Origin of the sequence: Aliiroseovarius crassostreae, from assembly GCF_001307765.1 — a bacterium.
In the GTDB taxonomy this organism is placed as follows: domain Bacteria; phylum Pseudomonadota; class Alphaproteobacteria; order Rhodobacterales; family Rhodobacteraceae; genus Aliiroseovarius; species Aliiroseovarius crassostreae.
On record NZ_LKBA01000006.1, the window covers coordinates 48,851 to 69,668 of the forward strand.

General features: G+C 60.9%; 20 protein-coding genes. 14 read left to right on the forward strand and 6 right to left on the reverse strand.

The window, feature by feature from the left end; genetic code table 11:
- Positions 1 to 21: 21 nt before the first annotated feature.
- The 4 genes from AKJ29_RS06520 to AKJ29_RS06535 all read right to left on the reverse strand — a co-directional run bounded on the left by AKJ29_RS06520 (position 22) and on the right by AKJ29_RS06535 (position 5,467).
- The gene (locus AKJ29_RS06520; RefSeq protein ID WP_055189191.1) at positions 22 to 1,041 is read right to left on the reverse strand and encodes a glycoside hydrolase family 3 N-terminal domain-containing protein; all 1,020 of its coding nucleotides are present in this window, start codon (positions 1,039 to 1,041) and stop codon (positions 22 to 24) included.
- Between the two features lie 36 nt (positions 1,042 to 1,077).
- Positions 1,078 to 2,337, reverse strand: coding sequence for an SPOR domain-containing protein (locus AKJ29_RS06525; RefSeq protein ID WP_055189193.1), 1,260 nt, complete (start codon positions 2,335 to 2,337; stop codon positions 1,078 to 1,080).
- A gap of 126 nt (positions 2,338 to 2,463) precedes the next feature.
- Positions 2,464 to 4,185, reverse strand: a complete 1,722-nt coding sequence (argS, locus tag AKJ29_RS06530) for an arginine--tRNA ligase (RefSeq protein WP_055189194.1) — start codon at positions 4,183 to 4,185, stop codon at positions 2,464 to 2,466.
- Between the two features lie 142 nt (positions 4,186 to 4,327).
- Positions 4,328 to 5,467: a deoxyguanosinetriphosphate triphosphohydrolase gene (locus AKJ29_RS06535; protein ID WP_055189197.1), complete on the reverse strand. Its 1,140-nt coding sequence runs from the start codon at positions 5,465 to 5,467 to the stop codon at positions 4,328 to 4,330.
- A gap of 265 nt (positions 5,468 to 5,732) precedes the next feature.
- On the opposite strand from AKJ29_RS06535, the gene AKJ29_RS06540 reads away from it, so the two are divergent.
- The 7 genes from AKJ29_RS06540 to AKJ29_RS06570 all read left to right on the forward strand — a co-directional run bounded on the left by AKJ29_RS06540 (position 5,733) and on the right by AKJ29_RS06570 (position 11,886).
- Positions 5,733 to 6,062: a HesB/IscA family protein gene (locus AKJ29_RS06540; RefSeq protein WP_055190424.1), complete on the forward strand. Its 330-nt coding sequence runs from the start codon at positions 5,733 to 5,735 to the stop codon at positions 6,060 to 6,062.
- Positions 6,063 to 6,198: 136 nt separating this feature from the next.
- Positions 6,199 to 7,386, forward strand: coding sequence for a BaiN/RdsA family NAD(P)/FAD-dependent oxidoreductase (locus AKJ29_RS06545; RefSeq protein ID WP_055189199.1), 1,188 nt, complete (start codon positions 6,199 to 6,201; stop codon positions 7,384 to 7,386).
- Positions 7,387 to 7,482: 96 nt separating this feature from the next.
- Positions 7,483 to 8,289 (forward strand): exodeoxyribonuclease III, encoded by an 807-nt coding sequence (xth, locus tag AKJ29_RS06550; protein WP_055189201.1) that lies wholly within the window; start codon positions 7,483 to 7,485, stop codon positions 8,287 to 8,289.
- Positions 8,290 to 8,325: 36 nt separating this feature from the next.
- Positions 8,326 to 9,264, forward strand: coding sequence for a nucleoside hydrolase (locus AKJ29_RS06555; RefSeq protein ID WP_055189203.1), 939 nt, complete (start codon positions 8,326 to 8,328; stop codon positions 9,262 to 9,264).
- A complete protein-coding gene (locus AKJ29_RS06560; protein ID WP_055189205.1) occupies positions 9,261 to 9,707 on the forward strand; it encodes a GNAT family N-acetyltransferase in 447 nt (148 codons plus the stop codon). Before AKJ29_RS06555 ends, AKJ29_RS06560 begins: the two co-directional genes overlap by 4 nt.
- A 9-nt stretch (positions 9,708 to 9,716) precedes the next feature.
- A complete protein-coding gene (locus tag AKJ29_RS06565) occupies positions 9,717 to 11,120 on the forward strand; it encodes a protein adenylyltransferase SelO (protein ID WP_055189207.1) in 1,404 nt (467 codons plus the stop codon).
- Between the two features lie 82 nt (positions 11,121 to 11,202).
- On the forward strand, positions 11,203 to 11,886 hold the full coding sequence (locus tag AKJ29_RS06570) for an endonuclease/exonuclease/phosphatase family protein (protein ID WP_314732192.1): 684 nt from the start codon (positions 11,203 to 11,205) through the stop codon (positions 11,884 to 11,886).
- Here AKJ29_RS06570 and AKJ29_RS06575 read toward each other — a convergent pair.
- Positions 11,844 to 12,158 carry a hypothetical protein gene (locus AKJ29_RS06575; RefSeq protein WP_235477318.1) on the reverse strand — a complete coding sequence of 105 codons (315 nt, stop codon included), beginning with the start codon at positions 12,156 to 12,158 and terminating at the stop codon, positions 11,844 to 11,846. The two genes, AKJ29_RS06570 and AKJ29_RS06575, sit on opposite strands and share 43 nt — an antisense overlap.
- A gap of 154 nt (positions 12,159 to 12,312) precedes the next feature.
- Between AKJ29_RS06575 and AKJ29_RS06580 the strand changes: the two genes are divergently transcribed.
- The 7 genes from AKJ29_RS06580 (at position 12,313) to AKJ29_RS06610 (ending at position 19,005) form a co-directional block, all read left to right on the forward strand.
- On the forward strand, positions 12,313 to 13,563 hold the full coding sequence (locus AKJ29_RS06580; protein WP_055189211.1) for a cation:proton antiporter: 1,251 nt from the start codon (positions 12,313 to 12,315) through the stop codon (positions 13,561 to 13,563).
- On the forward strand, positions 13,563 to 14,393 hold the full coding sequence (locus AKJ29_RS06585) for a PhzF family phenazine biosynthesis protein (RefSeq protein ID WP_055189213.1): 831 nt from the start codon (positions 13,563 to 13,565) through the stop codon (positions 14,391 to 14,393). The genes AKJ29_RS06580 and AKJ29_RS06585 overlap by 1 nt, the downstream gene beginning before the upstream one ends.
- 94 nt (positions 14,394 to 14,487) lie before the next feature.
- Positions 14,488 to 14,907 carry a Fur family transcriptional regulator gene (locus AKJ29_RS06590; RefSeq protein ID WP_055189215.1) on the forward strand — a complete coding sequence of 140 codons (420 nt, stop codon included), beginning with the start codon at positions 14,488 to 14,490 and terminating at the stop codon, positions 14,905 to 14,907.
- A gap of 228 nt (positions 14,908 to 15,135) precedes the next feature.
- Positions 15,136 to 16,032 (forward strand): DMT family transporter, encoded by an 897-nt coding sequence (locus tag AKJ29_RS06595; protein ID WP_055190428.1) that lies wholly within the window; start codon positions 15,136 to 15,138, stop codon positions 16,030 to 16,032.
- Positions 16,033 to 16,082: 50 nt separating this feature from the next.
- Positions 16,083 to 17,357: a phosphopyruvate hydratase gene (gene eno / locus AKJ29_RS06600; RefSeq protein WP_055189217.1), complete on the forward strand. Its 1,275-nt coding sequence runs from the start codon at positions 16,083 to 16,085 to the stop codon at positions 17,355 to 17,357.
- A gap of 295 nt (positions 17,358 to 17,652) precedes the next feature.
- Positions 17,653 to 18,429 (forward strand): hypothetical protein, encoded by a 777-nt coding sequence (locus tag AKJ29_RS06605; RefSeq protein WP_055189219.1) that lies wholly within the window; start codon positions 17,653 to 17,655, stop codon positions 18,427 to 18,429.
- A 150-nt stretch (positions 18,430 to 18,579) separates the two neighbouring features.
- Complete coding sequence (locus AKJ29_RS06610; protein WP_055189220.1) at positions 18,580 to 19,005, forward strand: cupin domain-containing protein; 426 nt, start codon at positions 18,580 to 18,582, stop codon at positions 19,003 to 19,005.
- Positions 19,006 to 19,121: 116 nt separating this feature from the next.
- On the opposite strand, the gene AKJ29_RS06615 is transcribed toward AKJ29_RS06610, so the two are convergent.
- A complete protein-coding gene (locus tag AKJ29_RS06615) occupies positions 19,122 to 20,684 on the reverse strand; it encodes a divergent polysaccharide deacetylase family protein (RefSeq protein ID WP_055189222.1) in 1,563 nt (520 codons plus the stop codon).
- Between the last annotated feature and the right edge of the window lie 134 nt (positions 20,685 to 20,818).

The following is a 20,818-nucleotide window of genomic DNA, read 5'->3' on the forward strand; positions in this document are numbered from 1 at the left end:
AAATTCTTCCTGCTCCGCCATCTAGCGTGGGTTCTCTGCTGTTTCACCTGTCATCAGGTTCTGAAACTCGGCCTCCAGCGCCTCTATGTCAACCGCCATGGGCACGGCGCGCCAGGTCAGTGCCTTGTCGGCCCGCGCCTGCGCCCCCTCGGACATCTGACCAGTGGCGTCCACAATCTCGGCCATTTCTTCCCGATCCCCGTTGCAGTGCAGGATCAGATCGCAGCCTGCGGCAAGGGCACGGCGGGCGCGCAGCGACAGCGGCCCTTCGAGCGCCTGCATCGACAGATCATCCGTCATCAAAAGCCCGTCAAACCCGATATCCTTACGGATCAGGTCCAGCATGATGGGGGATTGGGTGGCGGGCGCGGTCGGGTCGATATCCTCGAACACGATATGCGCGGTCATGCCAAGGGGCAGGTTCGAAACCCCCGAAAAGGCAAGGAAGTCAGTGTTGTGCAGCTCTCGCGCATGGGTGGCAACATGGGGCAGGTCCAGGTGGCTGTCCATCGTGGCCCGCCCATGCCCCGGCAAGTGTTTCACCACCGGCAGCACCCCGCCCTCAAGCAAGCCCTGGGCCACGGCCTGTGCCCGCTCCACCACATGCACCACATCTTCGCCAAGGCAGCGATTGCGCAGGACGGGATGGGTGTCGGCAAAGGCAAGATCAACCACCGGGGCACAATTTCCGTCAATGCCAACGGAATAAAGCTCGTCCGCAATCAGGCGATAGCGCAAATACATGGCGCGTGTCGCGTTGCGTTTGTTGAACTGCGCCTGATCCAGCGCCGGAAGCCATTCCCGCCAATGGGGGGCAATCATGCGCGCAACCCGGCCGCCTTCCTGATCAATGAAGATAGGGGCATTTCGGCCGACCGTGCCGCGCAGATCAGCCGTCAAAGCGCGCAGTTGATCGGGGCTGTCCACATTTCGGGCAAACAGAATAAATCCCCAGGGCTGCGTTTTCTCAAAAAACCGGCGTTCCCGTTCGGACAGGGTCAGACCTGCGCAGCCGAAAATATAGGCGCCCTGCCGTGACATGACAGCTCCTTTAACTTCACATTCCGGCAGGACCGATCAGCGGGTGACCACCGGGATACAGGCGGTTTTGCCTGCCATCAAAGCTGAACAGAAACGGCGCGCATCGGCAAGGTCTTTAAATCCCATGGCGCGCAGACGATAAAAGGTCTTGCCGCCGGATTGGGCCTTTTGGATCACGCGGGTCTTGCCGGGAAGGTAATCGTCAAACCGGGTTGAAAGCTTGTCCCATTCGCTACGCGCAATCTCTGCACTTTCGAAGGCGCCAAGCTGGACAAGCCGCGTGCCGGCCGGGATCGCCTCGGGGGTGATCTCCTTGGGGGCGCTGTCCACCGGTCTTTCCAGGCTTGCCTTGACCGGGCTGATCGTGCGCAGATCCGACGGGCGGATCAGCGGGCGGGCGGATGTCGACACGCCGGGCACGGAGGCCGGAATAACCTTGACGGTTTTGGGGGCAACCTGCGGCAGGCTGACCGGGCTTTGCGCCGCCACCCGGGTCACATCTGCGCCAGACGGGGCAGTTTGCGACAGGGGCTTGATATTCTGGCTGACCTGACTGGCAATGGCCAGCGCGGCGACCACCGGGTCAGAGGGCAGATTGCTCATATCCACGCTCGGGGCGCCAGGAACAGAATGCGCTGCAACTTCAATAGGTTCAAGAATCGGATCCGTATCCGAGATCTGGGTTTCGACCTGTGCGACGAGATTGGCAGAGCCCGCCGGGAGATCCTCATCATCCAGCGTTTCCGGCGCAGGGGCAAGCGCCACCTGATCAGACGGGGCACTGGCCTCGCCGTCTGCCTGAACCGAATTCACCGCCAGGCCCTGGTGGGCCGCAGACTGCCCCCCCGGTTCAACCGGCTGTATCCGCATCGGACCTTCCAGCGCGCGCACCACCGGAATGCCGGTCACGTCGCGCATGGCCAACTGGTATCCCCAGACGGCCAGCCCAACAATCAATCCAAGAGAAACCGCCGCCCCGGCATAATTGACCACTGTCCCAAAGCGCCCACCGCCATTCAGGACAGGCGCAGCGGGGGCTGGCATATGAGATGTGTGGGCATAGGCAGGCGGGGCACCAAACTCATCCTGCCCCTGTGCACCACCATAGTGGAGGTGAGGATCCTGCACAGGCACATGATGCACCTGCCCAGCGGCAGACCAATGTTGATGTCCCTGTTGCTGCTGTCCCTGCACCGGGGCGGATCCCCCGTTGGAATAGCCGCCCTTCCCTGCCGGTCCGGGTGTCTGCTGGGGATATATGGGGGCACGGGTGTTGCCCCAATCGATCGTCGCCATACCTGCCTCACATCCGGGGGGACACGATTAGGCAGGCCTGCTGCCCGCATCCTCTCTCCGGTCTCTGCTCGTTGCCTCGAAAAGGGGCGTTTGCGCCCCCATTTCCGGCACGAGCTGAGCTTGTGATCAGCGCATTTCCTCGGCCGGATTGACACCAAGAATACCAAGACCTGCGGAAATGACAAGTTTCACGGCACGCGGCAGGGCGATTTTCGTAGCAGATGAGTCATTCTTGCCATCCTGCACGAAACGCAGCTCTGATTTTTCGTTGCCACGATTGTAAAGCGACTGAAATTCTGCTGCGAGTTCATAGAGATAGAAGGCGACGCGATGCGGCTCATGGGTGCGTGCCGCGATCTCGACCAGGCGTGGCCATTCGGCCAGCTTCTTGGCCACCGCCAGCTCTGCCTCATCTTCGATCAGCGGTGCGGCGCCCAGGGAAACACCAGCCTCTTCGGCCTTTTTCAGAACCGAACAGATCCGCGCATGGGCATATTGCACATACCAGACCGGGTTGTCCCGGCTGGCCTCTTTCACCTTGTCAAAGTCGAAATCAAGCGGGGCATCGTTCTTGCGGGTCAGCATGACAAAACGGGTCACATCCGCCCCCACCTCGCTCACCACATCGCGCAGCGTGACAAAATTGCCCGCACGTTTCGACATTTTGAACGGCTCACCGTTTTTATAAAGCTTCACCAGCTGGGTCAGCTTGATATCAAGCGGCACCTTGCCATCCGACAATGCGGACACTGCCGCTTTCATCCGTTTGACATAACCGCCATGGTCCGCGCCGAACACGTCGATCAACTGGTCATAGCCGCGCTCGACCTTGTCATAGTGATAGGCGATATCGGGCGCAAAATAGGTCCATGCGCCGTCCGACTTCTTCACCGGACGATCCACGTCATCGCCATGTTCGGTCGATTTAAAGAGGGTCTGCTCACGCGGTTCCCAATCTTCGGGTTTCTTGCCTTTCGGCGGCTCAAGAACACCCTGATAAATCAAGCCTTTGCTTTCGAGGCTGGCAAGGGCCGCCTCGATCCGCCCGGTGCCATATAGCGACTTTTCTGAGAAGAACTTGTCCATTTTCACACCAAGCTGCGCCAGATCCTCACGGATCAGGTCCAGCATCGCAGCCGTGGCAAACTCGCGGATTTCCACCAGCCAGACGTCTTCCGGCTGATCCAGATAGGCATCCCCGACCTTGGCCTTCAGCGCCTCCCCCACCGGCACAAGATAATCGCCCGGATAGGTGCCATCCTCAAACGCCACTTCCTGCCCGTGGGCTTCGAGGTAGCGCAGGTAAACAGACCGCGCCAGCACATCAACCTGCGCGCCACCATCGTTGATGTAATATTCGCGCGTGACGTCATAGCCCGCATATTCCAGAAGGCTTGCCAGGGCATCTCCAAAAACCGCACCGCGGGTGTGCCCCACATGAAGCGGCCCGGTCGGGTTGGCGGACACATATTCGACATTGATTTTCTGATCCGCCCCCATGGCGGACCGACCATAGCCCTCGCTTGCCAAAATGCCCGAGACCAGCCCGGACCAGATCGACGCCGACAGGCGCAGGTTCAAAAAGCCGGGGCCCGCCACTTCCGCCACATCAATCCGATCATCCGCCCCCAGCTTGGCAGCCAGCACTTCGGCAATATCACGCGGCTTCATCCGGGCAGGCTTGGCCAGCACCATCGCCGCATTGGTCGCCATGTCCCCATGGGCCGGATCGCGCGGAGGTTCCACCGCCACATTGTCAAAGCTCAGCCCCTCGGGCAGCACGCCTTCGGCCACCATCTCGGTCAGGCTGTTGATCACAAGCGCGCGAATTTCAGCAAACAGGTTCATGTCACGGATCCTTTCTCGTCCAGCGCACCTCTATCAGCATGGGGCCAAAGGTCAAGAGAGCCACCCCCTCACGCGCGCCCTCTTTTTTCTTTGCTACAAATACCTCGGGGTGAGCGAGCTTGTCTCGCGAGGGGCAGCGCCCCTACCCCCCGAGCCCCAGACGCCTGTGTTCCTGAAGCGCAAACCGGTCCGTCATCCCGGCAATGTAATCGGCAACATGACGTGCAATCGCCCGCTCGCTCGCCCCAGCAAGGGCCACCTGCCACTCTGCCGGAAGATCCGAGGGGTGCGCAAACATATGGGCAAACAGCTCTTCCAGCACCTGCGTGACCCGCCTGCGCATCTCAACCACCGAAGGGGCACGATACATGCGGGTGAACAGGAATTCCCGGATTTCTTTCAGGTCCTGCCACAAACCGGGTGAAAAGCGGATCACCGCGTGATCCAGCGCACGCAGATCCTCGACGCAGGCGGGGTTTGCCGCTTGCAGCAATCGGGTTGAGGTCGCAAGCACGTCTTCGACCATGACGCCAAAGACGCGCCGCAGCGCTTCGTGGCGCCGCCGCCCGCCGCGAAGGCCGGGGTATTTGCGGTCCACCTCGCGGATCATGTCCCCCACGATGGGCAGCTCCGCAATCTCCTCCATCGTGAACAACCCCGCCTGCAACCCGTCATGCAGGTCGTGATTGTTATAGGCAATGTCATCAGCCAGCGCCGCCACCTGCGCCTCGCCCCCCGCATGGGTGTGCAATTCCAGATCATGGCGCGCATTATACTCCGCCAGCGCAAAAGGCAGCGCGCCGCTGACCGGGCCATTGTGCTTGGCAATGCCCTCAAGCGTTTCCCAGGTCAGGTTCAGCCCGTCCCAATTGGCATAGTGATGTTCCAGAGAGGTCACGATCTTGAGCGCCTGCGCATTGTGGTCAAACCCGCCATAGGGCGCCATCAGCTCATCCAGCCGATCCTCTCCGGTATGACCAAAGGGCGTATGTCCCAGATCATGGGCCAGCGCCACCGCTTCGGTCAGATGCTGGTTGAGCCTGAGCGCCCCGGCAATGGTGCGTGCCACCTGCGCCACTTCAATCGAATGGGTCAGCCGGGTGCGAAAATAATCCCCCTCATGTTCGACAAAGACCTGCGTCTTATGCTTGAGCCTGCGAAAGGCCGAAGAGTGAATGATCCGGTCCCGGTCCCTCTGATACGGCTCCCGAAAGGCGCTTTCGCTTTCCTCAAACAGCCGCCCTCGGCTGCGTTCGGGATGCGTTGCATATGTGGCGAGCATCCGGGTGCTCCTTCTCTGCCTGTCAATCTGCCCATCAAACGACCTGTCAAAACGCACTCAATTGCAAATAGTTACCCAGGTCAACACATAGCCATCTTGCCGCGCGTGGCCCCCACACCTATATTTGCTCTGCGCTGAACAAAATCGTTTCACGTCAAATCTGGGTCACAGTTTTGGCGTGGGGCTTTTCTACGACAAACATCACCCGCGCTGCCTCCTCCCGTGTTTCGGCACAGGAAAAGCGCTCTGAGAAATGGTTACCCCGATGGATCTCACCCTGCCCCCCACCGTGACCCAACGTGCTTTTGACCGGCTGGCCGAAATTGGCGCGGCCGATCAGGGCAAGGCCCTGCGGGTGGCCGTGGAAGGGGGCGGCTGCTCCGGGTTTCAATATGACATTTCCCTTGATGATCCCGCCGAGGGCGACCTGATCCTCGAAAAAGACGGCGAAAAGGTTGTGGTGGATGAAATGTCCCTGCCCTTTCTCGCCAATGCCGAGATCGACTTTACCGAAGAACTGATCGGGGCGCGGTTTGTGATCAACAATCCCAATGCCACCGCCTCCTGCGGCTGCGGCACCTCGTTTTCGATCTGACCCCGCGCAGGAACCGGCCCGTTTCCCGCACCACCTCAGCCCCGCCCCTCAACGGCAGGATGGCCGCGCGTGATGCCAGCCTCGCGGCCCTGACCTGCACGCTTTCCTCTTACTGATGAAACAGGTATGCAGCGCCATGATTTACGACACGATCATCATCGGCGCGGGGGCGGCTGGCCTGCTTTGCGCCACGCGAACCGGCGGGCGCACGCTGGTGCTTGATCACGCCAAACGCCCGGGCGAGAAAATCCGCATTTCCGGCGGCGGGCGCTGCAATTTCACCAACATGTATTGCGAGCCGGGAAATTTTCTCGGGCAGAACAGGCATTTTCACAAATCCGCCCTCAGCCGTTTTGGCCCCTGGGACTTTGTGGCCAAGCTCGACCAGGCCGGGATAAACTGGCATGAAAAAACGCTTGGGCAGCTGTTTTGCGACGACAAGGCAACGCAGATCGTAGAGCTTCTCGTCTCCGAGGCCAAAGCCACGGGCGCGGAAATCCGCCTGAATTGCAGCGTTCAGTCCATTGCCCATGACGGTCAGGTATTTGTCCTCACCACCCCTCACGGCCCGGTGCAGGCGCACGCACTTGTGCTGGCCACCGGCGGCAAGTCGATCCCGAAGATGGGGGCAACCGGGTTTGCCTATGACATCGCCCGCCAGTTCGGGCATGAGATCACCGAAACCCGCCCCGGCCTTGTGCCCTTCACCTTTCCCGAAGGGCGCTTTGCCCCGCTGTCCGGCCTGTCCCTGCCGGTGCGGGTCTGGAACGCCCGCGCGCGGTTCGAAGAGGCGCTTTTGTTCACCCATCGCGGCCTGTCCGGGCCGGCGATCCTGCAGATCTCGTCCTACTGGCGCGAAGGGGAAAGCGTCACGATTGACCTGACCGCGGGGATTTCGGACGGGCGCGACCTGTTGACAGCCCTGCGCGATCAGCGTCAGCGCGCCGGGCGGCGCAATCTGACCACGGAGCTGGGACAGTTTCTGCCCGCAAAACTTGTCGATTTCCTTGCGCCCGAGCTGGGCCTGTCCGGCAATCTGGCTGATCAGAGCGACACCCGCCTGCGCGAAATCTGCGACGCCCTTGCCAACTGGACCGTGACCCCGTCCGGAACCGAAGGCTATCGCACCGCCGAGGTGACGCTTGGCGGGGTGGCAACCTCGGGCCTCGACAGCAAGACAATGATGTCAAAACACCAAGACGGGCTTTATTTCATCGGCGAATGCGTAGATGTAACCGGCTGGCTTGGCGGGTTCAACTTCCAATGGGCCTGGGCGTCGGCCCATGCGGCGGGCACGGCAATTGCGGCCCGCAATGCAGGCTGATCAGCCATTTCCGGCCCGCCGCCCCCCGGACCCGTTAATCGCTTGTGCCGCCGCAGATTTCCCCCCACAGTAAGCGCAGAAAATCGGAGAGCGCCCATGAAGATTGCCAGTTTCAACATCGCCGGGATCAAGGCCCGCATGCCCGCTCTTACCGCGTGGCTGGAAGAGGCGGCCCCGGATGTGGCAATCTTGCAGGAAGTCAAATCCGTGGATGAAAACTTTCCACGCGAACAGTTTGAAAACATGGGATATAATGTCGCCACCCATGGGCAGAAAAGCTTCAACGGCGTGGCGATTTTGTCGAAATACCCGCTTGAGGACGTGATGACCGGCCTGCCCGGGGACGACAGCGATGAACAGGCGCGATATATCGAAGCCACCGTGGTGAACGAATGCGCGATCCGCATCTGCGGGCTTTACCTGCCCAACGGGAACCCGGTCTCGTTTGATGCCGATGATCAACCGATCCATGACGGCAAATATGGCTATAAGCTCAACTGGATGGCCCGATTGCAAAACCGTGCAGAAGAGCTGATGGCCGCGGAAGAACCGTTCCTGATGGCGGGGGATTACAACATCATTCCGCAGCCTGAAGACGCCGCCCGCCCCGAGGCCTGGACCCGCGATGCGCTGGCGCTTCCTGACAGCCGAACCGCCTTTCGCAAGCTTCTGAACCTCGGCCTTACCGAAGCCTTCCGCACCCGCAATCCCGCCCCTGAGCAATACACGTTTTGGGATTTCCAGCGCGGGGCGTGGCAGCGCAATGACGGGATCCGTATCGACCATTTCCTGCTGTCACCGGAATGCGCCGACATGCTGCGTGACTGCCAGATCGACAAAGAGGTGCGCGGGCGCGAAAAGCCATCGGATCACGTGCCGATCTGGATTGAGCTTGCAGCTTAACACCAGGGCATAAAAATCAGGACACAAAGATCTGATATGGCACGAAAAATTATCATAGACACCGACCCCGGACAGGACGATGCGGTGGCCATCCTGCTGGCGCTGGCCAGCCCGGAAGAGGTGGAGGTTCTGGGCATCACGACCGTCGCCGGCAACGTGCCGCTCAGCTATACGCAGCGCAATGCACGGATCATCTGTGAGCTCGCTGGCAAGCCGGAGACAAAGGTCTTTGCCGGATGTGATCGCCCGTTGGAACGCGATCTGGTCACGGCGGAATATGTGCATGGTAAAACCGGGCTGGACGGGCCGGAGCTCTGGGACCCGGTCATGCCATTGCAGGATGGTCACGCGGTGGATTTCATCATCGACACCCTGCGCAGCCAGCCGCCCGGCGCGGTCACGCTCTGCCCGCTGGGGCCGCTGACCAACATCGCCACCGCCTTCACCCGCGCCCCGGACATCATCAACCGGGTTGCGGAGATCGTCCTGATGGGGGGCGCTTATTTCGAGGTGGGAAATGTGACCCCCGCAGCTGAGTTCAACATCTATGTTGACCCTCAGGCCGCTGATATCGTGTTCAAATCCGGGGTGCCGATTGTGGTGATGCCACTGGATGTGACCCATAAGGCGCTGGTCACCAAACCGCGCAATGATGCGTTTCGCGCCTTGAACACAAAGGTGGGTCGCTTCACCGCCGAGATGACCGATTTTTTTGAACGGTTCGACCGCGAGAAATACGGGTCTGAAGGTGCCCCGCTGCATGACCCCACGGTGATCGCCTACCTGCTCCGGCCCGCGCTGTTTTCCGGCCGCCATGTGAATGTCGAGATCGAGACCCGATCCGAACTTACATTGGGCATGACGGTCGCCGATTGGTGGGGCGTGACTGACCGCCGCCCCAATGCGCTGTTCATCGGCGATCTGGACGCGGACGGATTTTTTGACCTGCTGACAGAAAGGTTGGCCCGACTATGAGCGCATTACGCCTTGCCACGCTGGAGGATCTGGATCGGTTGACCCATCTGGTCGCCGGGTTTCACGCCGAAAGCGGTATCGACCAGGACGAGGCCACCCGTCACGATGCCCTTGTGCCGCTCCTGCAAGGTTCCCCCCATGGCGCAATCTGGATGATTGGCCCCCGCTCGGCCCCGGTGGGGTATATCGCGGTCAGCTTTGGCTGGTCGATCGAATTCGGCGGGCTCGACGCCTTTGTCGATGAGTTTTACGTGCGGGAGCGGGTGCGCGGGCGTGGCATGGGATCCGAGGCGATGATGGCGCTGGCCCGGGCGCTGGCCGGACAGGGGATCAAGGCGATGAACCTCGAGGTGGATACGGACAACCAGCGTGCGCGCACCCTATACGAACGGATCGGGTTCTCGTCGCGCGATCGTTACCACCTGATGGCGCGCATCCTGTAAACTGATCCCATGAGTGTGACCTTCGACAACAGCTATGCCCGGCTGCCCGCCCGTTTCTTTGCCCGCGTTGATCCAACACCGGTCAAGGCCCCTGCCCCGTTGATCGTAAACGAAAAGCTGGCCCATGTGCTGGGGTTTGATCCGGCGGAGCTGACACCGGAGCTGTTGACTGGCAATCATCTGCTTGCGGGGATGGAACCGATATCACAGGCCTATGCGGGGCACCAGTTTGGCGGCTGGGTGCCGCAGCTTGGGGATGGGCGCGCCGCGCTGCTGGGGGAAATCACCGGGGACTTCGGCCGTGTGGATATCCAGTTGAAAGGGTCGGGCCAGACACCGTTTTCACGGCGTGGTGACGGGCGGGCCTGGCTCGGGCCGGTGATGCGGGAATATCTGGTATCCGAAGCCATGCATGCGATGCAGATCCCGACCACCCGCGCATTGGGGGCCGCACTGACCGGTGAGGTTGTGCACCGGGAAAGAGGCTTTCCCGGTGCGGTTCTGATGCGGGTGGCGGCAAGCCATATCCGGGTTGGTACGTTTCAGTATTTTGCCGCAAGGGGCGACACGGAGGCGCTTGGGCTGCTTCTGGATCATGTGATCCAGAGGCATTATCCCGATATTGCCGGCCCGGTGGCCTTTCTGGGCGCGGTGATGCAGCGGCAGGCAGAGCTTGTGGCGGCGTGGATGGCGGTGGGGTTCATCCACGGGGTGATGAACACGGATAATATGGCCGTTTCCGGCGAGACGATAGATTATGGTCCCTGCGCCTTCATGGATGCCTATCATCCGCGCACGGTGTTTTCCTCGATCGACCAGAACGGTCGCTATGCCTATGCGGCCCAGCCGGACATGGCGCTTTGGAACCTCGCACAGCTTGGCACGGCCCTGTTGCCGCTGATGCCAGATCAGGAGGCGGGTATCGAAGAGATGGGCGCCCTGCTTGACGGGTTCGGCACGGTTTTTCAGGCGGCGTGGTTGCGACGGTTTCGCGCCAAGATCGGTTTGTTGCGCGAAGAAGACGGGGACATGGCGCTGATCACCGGGCTTTTGGGCCGGATGGCAACCAGTCGGTCTGATTTCACCCGGACATTTACGGCCCTCAGCCACGGGGATGCACGTGACGAGGTCACAGACGAGGGCGCATGGGAGAGCTGGGCGCCGGACTGGCAGGCCCGACTGGCGCGAGAGCAGGACCCACATGCGGTCATGGCGGCGTCCAACCCGGTGATCATTCCCAGAAACCACCAGATCGAAGCCGCCATTCAGGCGGGCCTATCCGGCAATTATGCGCCGTTTCATCACCTTGCAGAGGCCTTCACCCGGCCTTACGCTCCGCACAAGGAGGACATGGACCTGACCCGGGGGCCACGATCCGAAGAACGGGTGATGCGCACCTTCTGCGGAACGTGACCCTGGGATGAGAGGGGCGCTGCCCCTCGCGAGGCAAGCTCGCTCACCCCGGAGTTTATGTGCCAAGAAGAAAGGGGGCAGCGTGGAGCTGTCATTGCTGACATACAATATTCGCAAGGCTGTTGGGCTGGATCGGCGGCGCGATCCCCATCGGGTGATGGAGGTGATCTGTCAGGCGGATGCGGATGTGGTGGTGTTGCAGGAAGCCGACCGCAGGTTGGGGCCCCGCCGGGCTGCGCTGCCGTTTCAGATCATCGCGGAAGAAAGTGATTACCAGGTGGCGCCTCTGGCAGCAAATTCCGTCTCTCTTGGCAGTCACGGCAATGCGGTTCTGGTGCGCCGCGGGTTTGAGATTGGCCCCTGCCAGCGCCTTCCCCTGCCCGGGCTGGAGCCGCGGGGGGCGGTCTCGGTTGAGGTTCAGGGGCTTCGGGTGATTGGCACCCATCTGGGGTTGATGCGCCGCTATCGCCATCAGCAGATGCGGCGTCTGGCGGGGGAACTGAGCCATGAGACAAAGCCCACGGTGATCCTGGGGGATTTCAATGAATGGTCCGCACATCGTGGGTTCGAGCCACTGGACCGGTGTTTTGATATCCATGATTTCGGCAAAAGTTTCCATGCGGCGCGCCCGATGGCGGCGCTGGATCGGTTGGTGATCAGCCCCGGCGTCGAGATCCTTGAGGGGCATGTGGTGCAGACGCCGCTTGCGCGGGCGGCATCGGATCATCTGCCGGTCTGGGCGCGGGTGGCGCTCAGTACCGGTTGATCAGGATGATCCTCGTCACCACGAGGGCAAGCGCCCCGAACGCGGCAGTGCCAGCGGCTTCGCCCAGCCACGCCCCCCATGGCGACGCCGAAAATGGGGGATAGGAAGGCAAAGAAGGCAACCGAGGACACCTTGTCGTGTTTCAGAAGCCAGAACCAGAACAGGAACAGGCCGGAGGTGATGCCTCTGTAAAGCGTTTCAACAAACAGGGCCGCCCGCAGGAGAACCGGTGCCACCGCCCAGACCTGCCAGAAGATCTGCATATCCGGCAAAGCTGTTTTCAAATCTGTGAGACGCGCGCAGAGCGACATGCGCATCCGGCCTCAGGACTTTGCGTCGCACACAGCGTCAAGAGGTTTGTGTCCCCGCATCCCCATGATAAGAGGAGGCAAATCACCCCTTCTCTTTCAGGCCCGGAGCCAAAACATGACTTTTCTGCAAATTGCGTCCCTGCTGATCGTTCTGGCGGGGCTTTTTGGAGCGATCAATTACCTTTTCCTGAAACTGCCCTCTGCCATCGGCATTCTGGTTGTGTCTCTTGCCGCGTCGCTTGCGGTGATGGGGCTTGACCTTCTGCTGCCGGGGCTGGGCATGGCGGACCAGGTGCGCAGCACCGTCGCCGGCATTGATTTTTCAGATGCGCTTTTGGAGGGCATGCTGGGGCTGTTGCTGTTTGCCGGAGCACTGCATGTCAAGATTTCCGATCTGAGGCAACAATGGCGGGTTGTGATCCTGATGGCCACCATCGGTGTGGCCCTGTCCACCACCATTGTTGGCGTAGGCTTCAGTTGGCTGACCGGGATGCCGCTTTTGATCGCACTGGTGTTTGGTGCGCTGGTCTCGCCCACTGATCCGGTGGCGGTTCTGGGGGTCTTGCGCGAGGCCAATTTGCAGAAGTCGCTGGAAACCAAGATCGCAGGGGAAAGCCTGTTTAATGACGGGGTTGGCTATGTGGTGTTTCTGGTGCTGGTCGGGCTGGCCTTTCCCTCTGCTGATGCTCCTGACCAGCCGGGCTTTCAGGCGGCGCTCCTGCTGTTTGCACAAGAGGCGTTGGGGGGTGCTGTGCTGGGGGTGATGTTGGGCTGGCTAACCTTTCGACTGATGCGCCATATCGACGATTATTCACTGGAAGTGCTGTTGACGCTGGGCCTGGCCTTTGGCGGATACGAGCTGGCGGTTGCCCTGCATGTCTCGGCCCCGATCATGGCGGTCTGTGCCGGTCTTTTGATTGGCGATGTGGGGGCGAAACACGGCATGAGCGAAGAGACACGGAAATATGTCGATGCGTTCTGGAAACTGATTGATGAGATCCTGAATGCGGTCCTGTTCCTGATGATCGGGTTTGAGGTCTTTGCCGTGGCCTTCACCGGGGATGCGGTCATGGCGGGCATCTTTGCGATCGCGCTGGCATTGTTTGCGCGCTTTGCCGCGGTGGCGGTGCCGGTGATGCTGCTCAAACCTTTCCGAAACTTCTCGGCCGGGGTGATCCCGATCATGACCTGGGGCGGGCTCAAGGGGGGGATCTCGGTTGCGCTTGCGCTGTCACTTCCCGAAAATGAATGGAAACCCTTGATCCTCACCGCGACCTATATCATCGTCATCTTCTCGATTATCATTCAGGGGCTGACCGTAGCGCCCCTTGCCACGAAATTGGGCCGCGAACCGGAGCTGATGTAATGCGCTATTTTGTCTATGACGTCTTTACCGACACGCCCTTTGGCGGCAATCAGCTGGCCGTCGTGCCGGAGGCCGGGGACCTGTCCGAGGCACAGATGCAGACCATCGCGCGCGAGTTCAACTTCTCGGAAACCAGCTTTGTCCTGCCGCCCGAGGACCCTTCCCACACGGCGCGGGTGCGGTATTTCACCCCAATGCGTGAGCTGCCCTTTGCCGGTCACCCGACCGTGGGCACGGCGGTGATGCTGTCTGATCTGGGCGGCGCAAATGATATGGTGCTGGAGCTGGGTGTCGGGCCGCTGATCTGTCAGGCCAAAGATGGCGCAGCCTCGTTTCGCACCGAACACCCGCTGGAGATAAAAGCCCACCCGGCGGCCGATCTGGTCTGCCGGGCCATTGGATGCGAGATCGGCAACCTGCGCAGCGAACCTGTGCTCGCCTCGCTTGGGGGGGATTTTGTCTATGTCCAGCTCGACAATCGGGACACGCTGTCAAAGCTCTGCCCCAATGTGGACGCCATGCGCGAGGGTGCAGCACTTTATCCCGGCAATCACGATTTTGCGGTTTACCCCTTTGTGATGGACGGCAAGGAAGCACATGCGCGCATGTTTGCCCCGCTCGACGGCATTCCGGAAGATCCGGCCACAGGATCGGCGGCCGCCCCGCTTGCATCCCTCATGTGCCAGAGCCTTGGGCGCGATATTGCCCTGACCGTGCATCAGGGCACGGATATGGGGCGCCCCTCGCGGATTGAGCTTCTGGCCGATGCCAAGGGGGTCACGGTTGCGGGACAGGCTGTGAAGGTGATGGAGGGCACGCTGCTGCTTTGAGCCGCCCACCCTCCGGCCTTTGCCCCATTCCCGGTTTCCCCACCCGTCGTTTCGCGTCATAAAAGGTGAAAGGATTCGTGAGGTTGATCAGATCATGCCCAACAAGAGCATACTTGCCCGCTGCGAGGAAAAGGGCCTGCGTATGACCGAACAGCGCCGGGTGATTGCCCGTGTGCTGCAGCAGGCCCATCACGACCACCCGGATGTGGAGGAGCTTTATGCCCGCGCATCCGAAATCGACGCCGGGATCTCTCTTGCCACCGTCTATCGCACGGTCAAACTGTTCGAAGAGGCCGGTATTCTGGTCAAGAACGAATTTGGCGACGGCCGCGCACGGTATGAAAGTGCGGATCGTGATCACCATGATCACCTGATTGATCTGACCACTGGCAAGGTGATCGAATTCGTGGATCCCGAGATCGAGGCGCTGCAGGAAAAGATCGCCAAGAAGCTGGGCTATAAGCTCAAGGATCACAGGCTGGAACTGTACGGCGTGCCGATCGACAAGGCTTGAGCCTGATCCGGTCAGGCTGGGGGCCAGCCCCCAGACCCCCGGGATATTTCTGACAAGAAAATAACGGGGGGCCTGTTGCAGGGACCCTGCGGCGCGGGGGCGTCGGTGCCGTGGCCCCTGCTTGTCCCTCATTCATCAGGAAATCAAATGTGATCCATCACGTTTCCCGGGCTTGTTTTGGATCCAATTTTCCGGTTTTGTCTGCCGGTAACATCGCGGGTCCTGAACATGCAAAATATACGCGGCATCATCCTTGTCACCCTGTCCATGGCCGCTTTTGCGGTTGAGGATGCGTTCATCAAGTCAAGCTCTGCCGGTCTGCCGGTTTCCGAGGTCTTGGTGTTTCTGGGCTTTGGCGGGGCATGTGCCTTTGCGGTGATCACCTATCTGACCCGTGGCACGCTGGCACCGCTGGTGCATCGGGACATGCGCTCTCCCATGATGCTGTGGCGTGCGGCCTCTGAGGGGGTGTCGGCAATGTTTTTCATCACCGCCCTGTCACTGGTGCCGATTTCCACCGTGGCCGCCGTGTTTCAGGCCACACCTCTGGCCATCACCGCAGGAGCGGCGCTGTTTCTGGGGGAAACTGTGGGCTGGCGGCGCTGGACGGCCATCGGCATCGGTTTTCTGGGGGTTCTGATGATCATCCGCCCTGGTGCGGCAGATTTCGACATGGCGGCCCTTTTTCCCATCGCCGCCGTCTTTGGCATTGCCCTGCGCGACCTGATCACCCGGCAGATCGACCCGTCGATCCCCTCAACTTCGGTCAGTTTCTACGGTTTCTTTGCGCTGATCCCGGCCGGGTTGCTGATGATCCCGGTCACGGAGCCGTTTGTCCTGCCTCAGGGGATCCAATGGGGGATTCTGGCCGGGGCAATGGTCTTTGGCGTGGGGGGGTATTATGCCATCGTTCTGGCGATGCGGATTGCGGAAACCTCGATCATCATGCCGTTTCGTTATTCACGGTTGATCTTTTCGATCATTTTAGGGGTGATCATCTTTGGTGAACGCCCCGACACGCTGACCTATCTGGGCGCGACGGTGGTCATTGGCAGCGGGATTTACATGTTTCTGCGCGAAGCTCGCGCTAACAGTCGCGCCGCCCGGTTGCCCGACGCTGGCTGACGGGTTAAAGACGCCCCAACTGAAGTTTTCTTCTTTTTGGGAGCGCCAATATGAGCACCATCGTCGATATTTTTGCCCGCGAAATTCTGGATAGCCGCGGCAACCCGACCGTAGAGGTCGATGTCTTGCTGGAAGACGGCACGCTTGGCCGTGCCGCGGTGCCTTCGGGGGCCTCGACCGGTGCCCATGAGGCGGTTGAGAAACGCGATGGCGACAAGGCGCGCTATCTGGGCAAAGGCGTTCTGGCCGCTGTGGAATCAGTAAACGGTGAGATTGCCGAGGCGCTGATCGGGTTTGACGCCACCGAACAGGAAGCCATTGACGCCGCCATGATCGAGCTGGACGGCACCTCCAACAAGGGCCGTTTGGGGGCAAACGCCATTCTGGGCGTATCGCTGGCCGTGGCCAAAGCGGCAGCCGACACCTCCGCCCTGCCGCTGTACCGCTATGTTGGCGGTGCAGCCGCCCGCGTTTTGCCGGTTCCGATGATGAACATCATCAATGGCGGTGAGCATGCGGACAACCCGATCGACATCCAGGAATTCATGATCATGCCGGTTTCGGCCACGAATATCCGCGAAGCCGTGCGCATGGGGGCCGAGGTTTTCCACACGCTGAAAAAAGAGCTGCAGGCTGCGGGTCTGTCGACCGGGATCGGTGACGAAGGTGGCTTTGCGCCCAATATCGCCTCGACCCGTGACGCGCTGGATTTCGTGATGAAATCGATCGAAAAAGCAGGCTACAAGCCGGGCGAAGACATCTACCTCGCCCTCGATTGCGCCGCGACAGAGTATTACAAAGGCGGCAAATACGTGCTGTCGGGCGAAGGCAAAGAGCTGAGCTCGGAAGAAAACGCCCAGTATCTCAAGGCGCTGTGCGACGACTACCCGATCATCTCGATCGAAGATGGCATGTCGGAAGATGACTGGGACGGCTGGGTCGCCCTGACCGAGCTTCTGGGCGACAAGGTTCAGCTGGTTGGCGACGACCTGTTTGTGACCAACCCGGCCCGCCTGTCTGATGGGATCAGCCGCAAGGCCGCCAACTCGATGCTGGTGAAAGTCAACCAGATCGGGTCACTGTCCGAGACGCTGAAAGCTGTCGATATGGCCCATCGCGCAGGCTACACCAACGTGATGTCGCATCGCTCGGGCGAAACCGAAGATGCCACCATTGCCGACCTCGCCGTGGCCACCAATTGCGGTCAGATCAAGACCGGGTCGCTGGCGCGCTCGGACCGGCTTGCCAAATACAACCAGTTGATCCGCATCGAGGAACAGCTGGGCGCGACCGCCGAATATGCCGGGCGCAGCATTCTGAAATAAGCCATCCGGATTTCACATAGATCCGCCCGACGGCCCAGAAAGGGGCCTGGCGGATCTGGTGATTTCCAGCATGAGAGCAAACATATCCGGGCCGCCCGCTGCCAAGACGCAGGGGCGGCCCGGTTTCTTTGAGCTCGGGGGCCCTTCCGCTCACGTGCCGGGCCCTTCGCCCCCCCAACCACCCGATCACCCGGCTTCAGCCCTGCGATCTCCCCCTCAGGTGCCGGGTTCACATTCCGATCACGCTCGGTTGAGCCCGCTTGCACTGCGTCACCGCTCTCGTAAACTCGGCCCTATGAGTTTTGTCACCACCCATCAATTGCACCTGCTTCTGGCGCTGTTCGTGATCGGCGCAATAGGCACCGCACTATTGTTTCGCAAGCCCCCCGGACATCGCGCCTGGAAACTGGCGGATCTGGTGTGGGTTGTGCTCGGGGGCGTCGGCGCCTTGGTGGCCATCATCGCCGGGCTTTACACCTCTGACAGTTCCCGCCTTGATCGGCAGATCGACCTGGCCTATGCCGCCAGCGCCGATTTCGACCGCGACGCCGCCCGGTTTCGCCTGCGCTTTTGTGACCCGGCCATGGATGAAAACGTGCGTGTTCTTTGTGACAAGGTCGAGTTCCTCTCCGCCTCCACCGCCGCCAATTCCGACCTGCCTCTGTTCATCGCCGTCACCGAAGAAGTGGCACCCCTCACCGGGCTCAGTTTCCTGACCCTTGGCCGCAGTCACCCCAGCAGCAATGATATGCGTGATATGGTGAGCAAGGCTGATGCCTTTGATATCTCAAGATTTCTTGTGTTCTCCTCCCTCGACCCAACCACGCGCGCAGCCATGACATCCCTGCGCCCGCTTGCCCCGGCCATTGCCGGGGATTTCCAGATCCTTGCCCAAAGCTACGACCGGCTGATTGAGCAGGTCGGACAGTTACAGCAGGAATGGGAATATCTGCAAAGCAACGCTCATATATTGATCCTGCAGATCCTGGCCCTCTGCCTGGTCAGCTTTGCCGCACCGTTTCGTCTGGGTAAATCCATCGTCGAATTGCGCAGCAGCATGAACCTGCCATAAAGCGTTCCGACGCTCATCCGTGACAGAGAAAAGTCGAAACGTCGCAAGAGATCTCAATGCTATGGGCGTTTCGGGAAAACATGTATTTCAAGTCTATCCCGAAACGCTTTAGTCAGGACAAAACCCTGCCCCCAACGAATGAGGCCGCAGATGACCGCTGACGAAATCATCCAACACCTGAACCTGGCCCCACATCCGGAAGGGGGATATTTCCGCGAAACCTGGCGTGACACCCAGTCAGATGGGCGGGCCCATGGCACCTGCATCTACTTTTTGCTGAAAGAGGGAGAGAGCAGCCACTGGCACAAGGTTGATGCCACCGAGATCTGGCTCTACCACGCCGGCGCGCCCCTGGTACTGTCCCTGTCTGAAACCGACAATGGTCCGGCCAATGACAATCTGCTTGGCCCAGACCTCTCCGCCGGACAGGCGCCGCAGATCATCGTGCCGGCCCATCATTGGCAAGCTGCCCGCACCATGGGCGCTTACAGTCTGGTCTCCTGCACCGTGTCACCGGGGTTTGACTTCAAAGGCTTCACCCTCGCGGCACCCGGCTTTGACATCCCGCGCCGCTGACACAGCCGCACCGTCAGCCCCGCCACCACAAACCACCCGCCCCGTTTTTTTCTTGTTCAAAATATCCCGGGGTGAGGCCGCCAGGCCGAGGGGCAGCGCCCCTCTCCCCGCTCACCCTACTCGCCCAGCAAAACCGTACTGACCGGCGCCAGAGACACGGATTTCGCACGAGATCCGAGGCTCCATTCGATCAGCGCCTGAAGCGTCTCCGGTCGGGCACGGCCCAGCACAATCACACCGTCCTGCTGACGCGCCTTGAAGGCGGCATTGTCAAGGAAACGGCGAATGGCACGCCCGTCCTGACCAGCCCCGTCCACATCCCGAAAGACCAGTCCGGAGGGCACACCCGCCTTCAGTGCGATCCGATGCCCGGTCGACAATCCCACCGGGCTGCTGACTGCACCGAACCCGCCAGCCAGCAGGATCTCGGATACCTGATTTGCAAGCTCCGTATTGTCCTGAAACCCGCTTTCCTCAGGCAGAAAGACAGCAACCCCTTGTTCCATCACATCTTTCTGGATCTGAAAATTCACCTCGGCATCCGTTGGAGTGGCCGCTTCGGGCAGGCTGGCCTCGATCACGATCTCAGCGCCTTTGGCGCGGTAATAGGCAATGGCCTCTTCCGCATCTGCCGCAGTTGCGTCAATCACGATGCTTATCGGGAAAGGCAGGGAAGACAGCTCCCCCAGGGCCTGCCGCTCCGCCCCCTGATCGCGCAGGATGATCGCCATGATCGGGTCATCCCCCATGCGGTCAAAAGGAATGGCATTTCGCTCAATCGCCAATGGGGATTGGGCGCGGGCCGCGTCTGCCTCCGAGATCACCTCAGGGGCATCCTGCGGCGCCTCTCCCGCAGCAATGGTGGGCAGACGATCCGTTGTGACATTGGGGGCAAGATCGCCAATTGGAGAGGACGGGTTATCGCTGAGCGCAATGCGTGCAGGGCCACCATTTGCGGATGGCTCCTCCTCCGGGGCAGGCGCGTTGCTGTCCCCGTCAGGCAGGCTCTCAGGCGGGTCGGTTTCGAGGGCAGGTGTTTGCACCGGCAGCCCCCCTGCCCCGGCGATCGGAGTATCTGCGACCACATCAGGCACCGTATCCTCTTTCGGGGAAACCGGCGCCGGAGCGGCTTCGGCTCCGGCAGGTGGCGCGTCTACGACGGGGGCCGCATCTTCGACCTGTGCTGCAGGACCGGTTGGCACAGCAATCGGGGCTCCGTCCGGCACCATCCCTTCGGGTGGTTTCGGCGCCTGGGTTGCGCCGTCGGAAAGGGGGGCCTCATCCCCTTCCGGTGCCATATCCGGATCAGGTTCGGACACGGAACGCTCCCCGCCCGACAGGTCAGGGGAAACCGGTGCATCAGGGGCAGCTTGGGACAAGGCAGGGGCCACGGGTTGATCGGTGGAAATATCGGTGTTCTGGCCTGCCAGCTCACCCGTGGCCGTGGCTGCGGGATCATCACCGGTCGGTGCGGACGGATCGGGGGACGACGTGGCAGTGGAAGATGTGGCGGGGGAAGACGTAACGGGGGCCACCTCTGGCGCTGCAACCGGGGCTTCGGTCTTGGTTGAGGTCCCAACCGGATCATCCGCCATCGGCATGACAAGCGACAGTCCCGCAAGACCCAATCCCGATACAATGGCCCCCATGGCCACCCCCGACAGAAACCCTCGTGACATGCCTGTCCTCCTCGGAGCTTTACGCCCGCTCACTCTTGCTGCATTCCGGGCCCAAAATCTGTATCTGCCCGGCTGTTACCTCATAGAACCCACCTGCCCCCCTTGACCAGAGGCGCAGGTCTGGAACATGTATA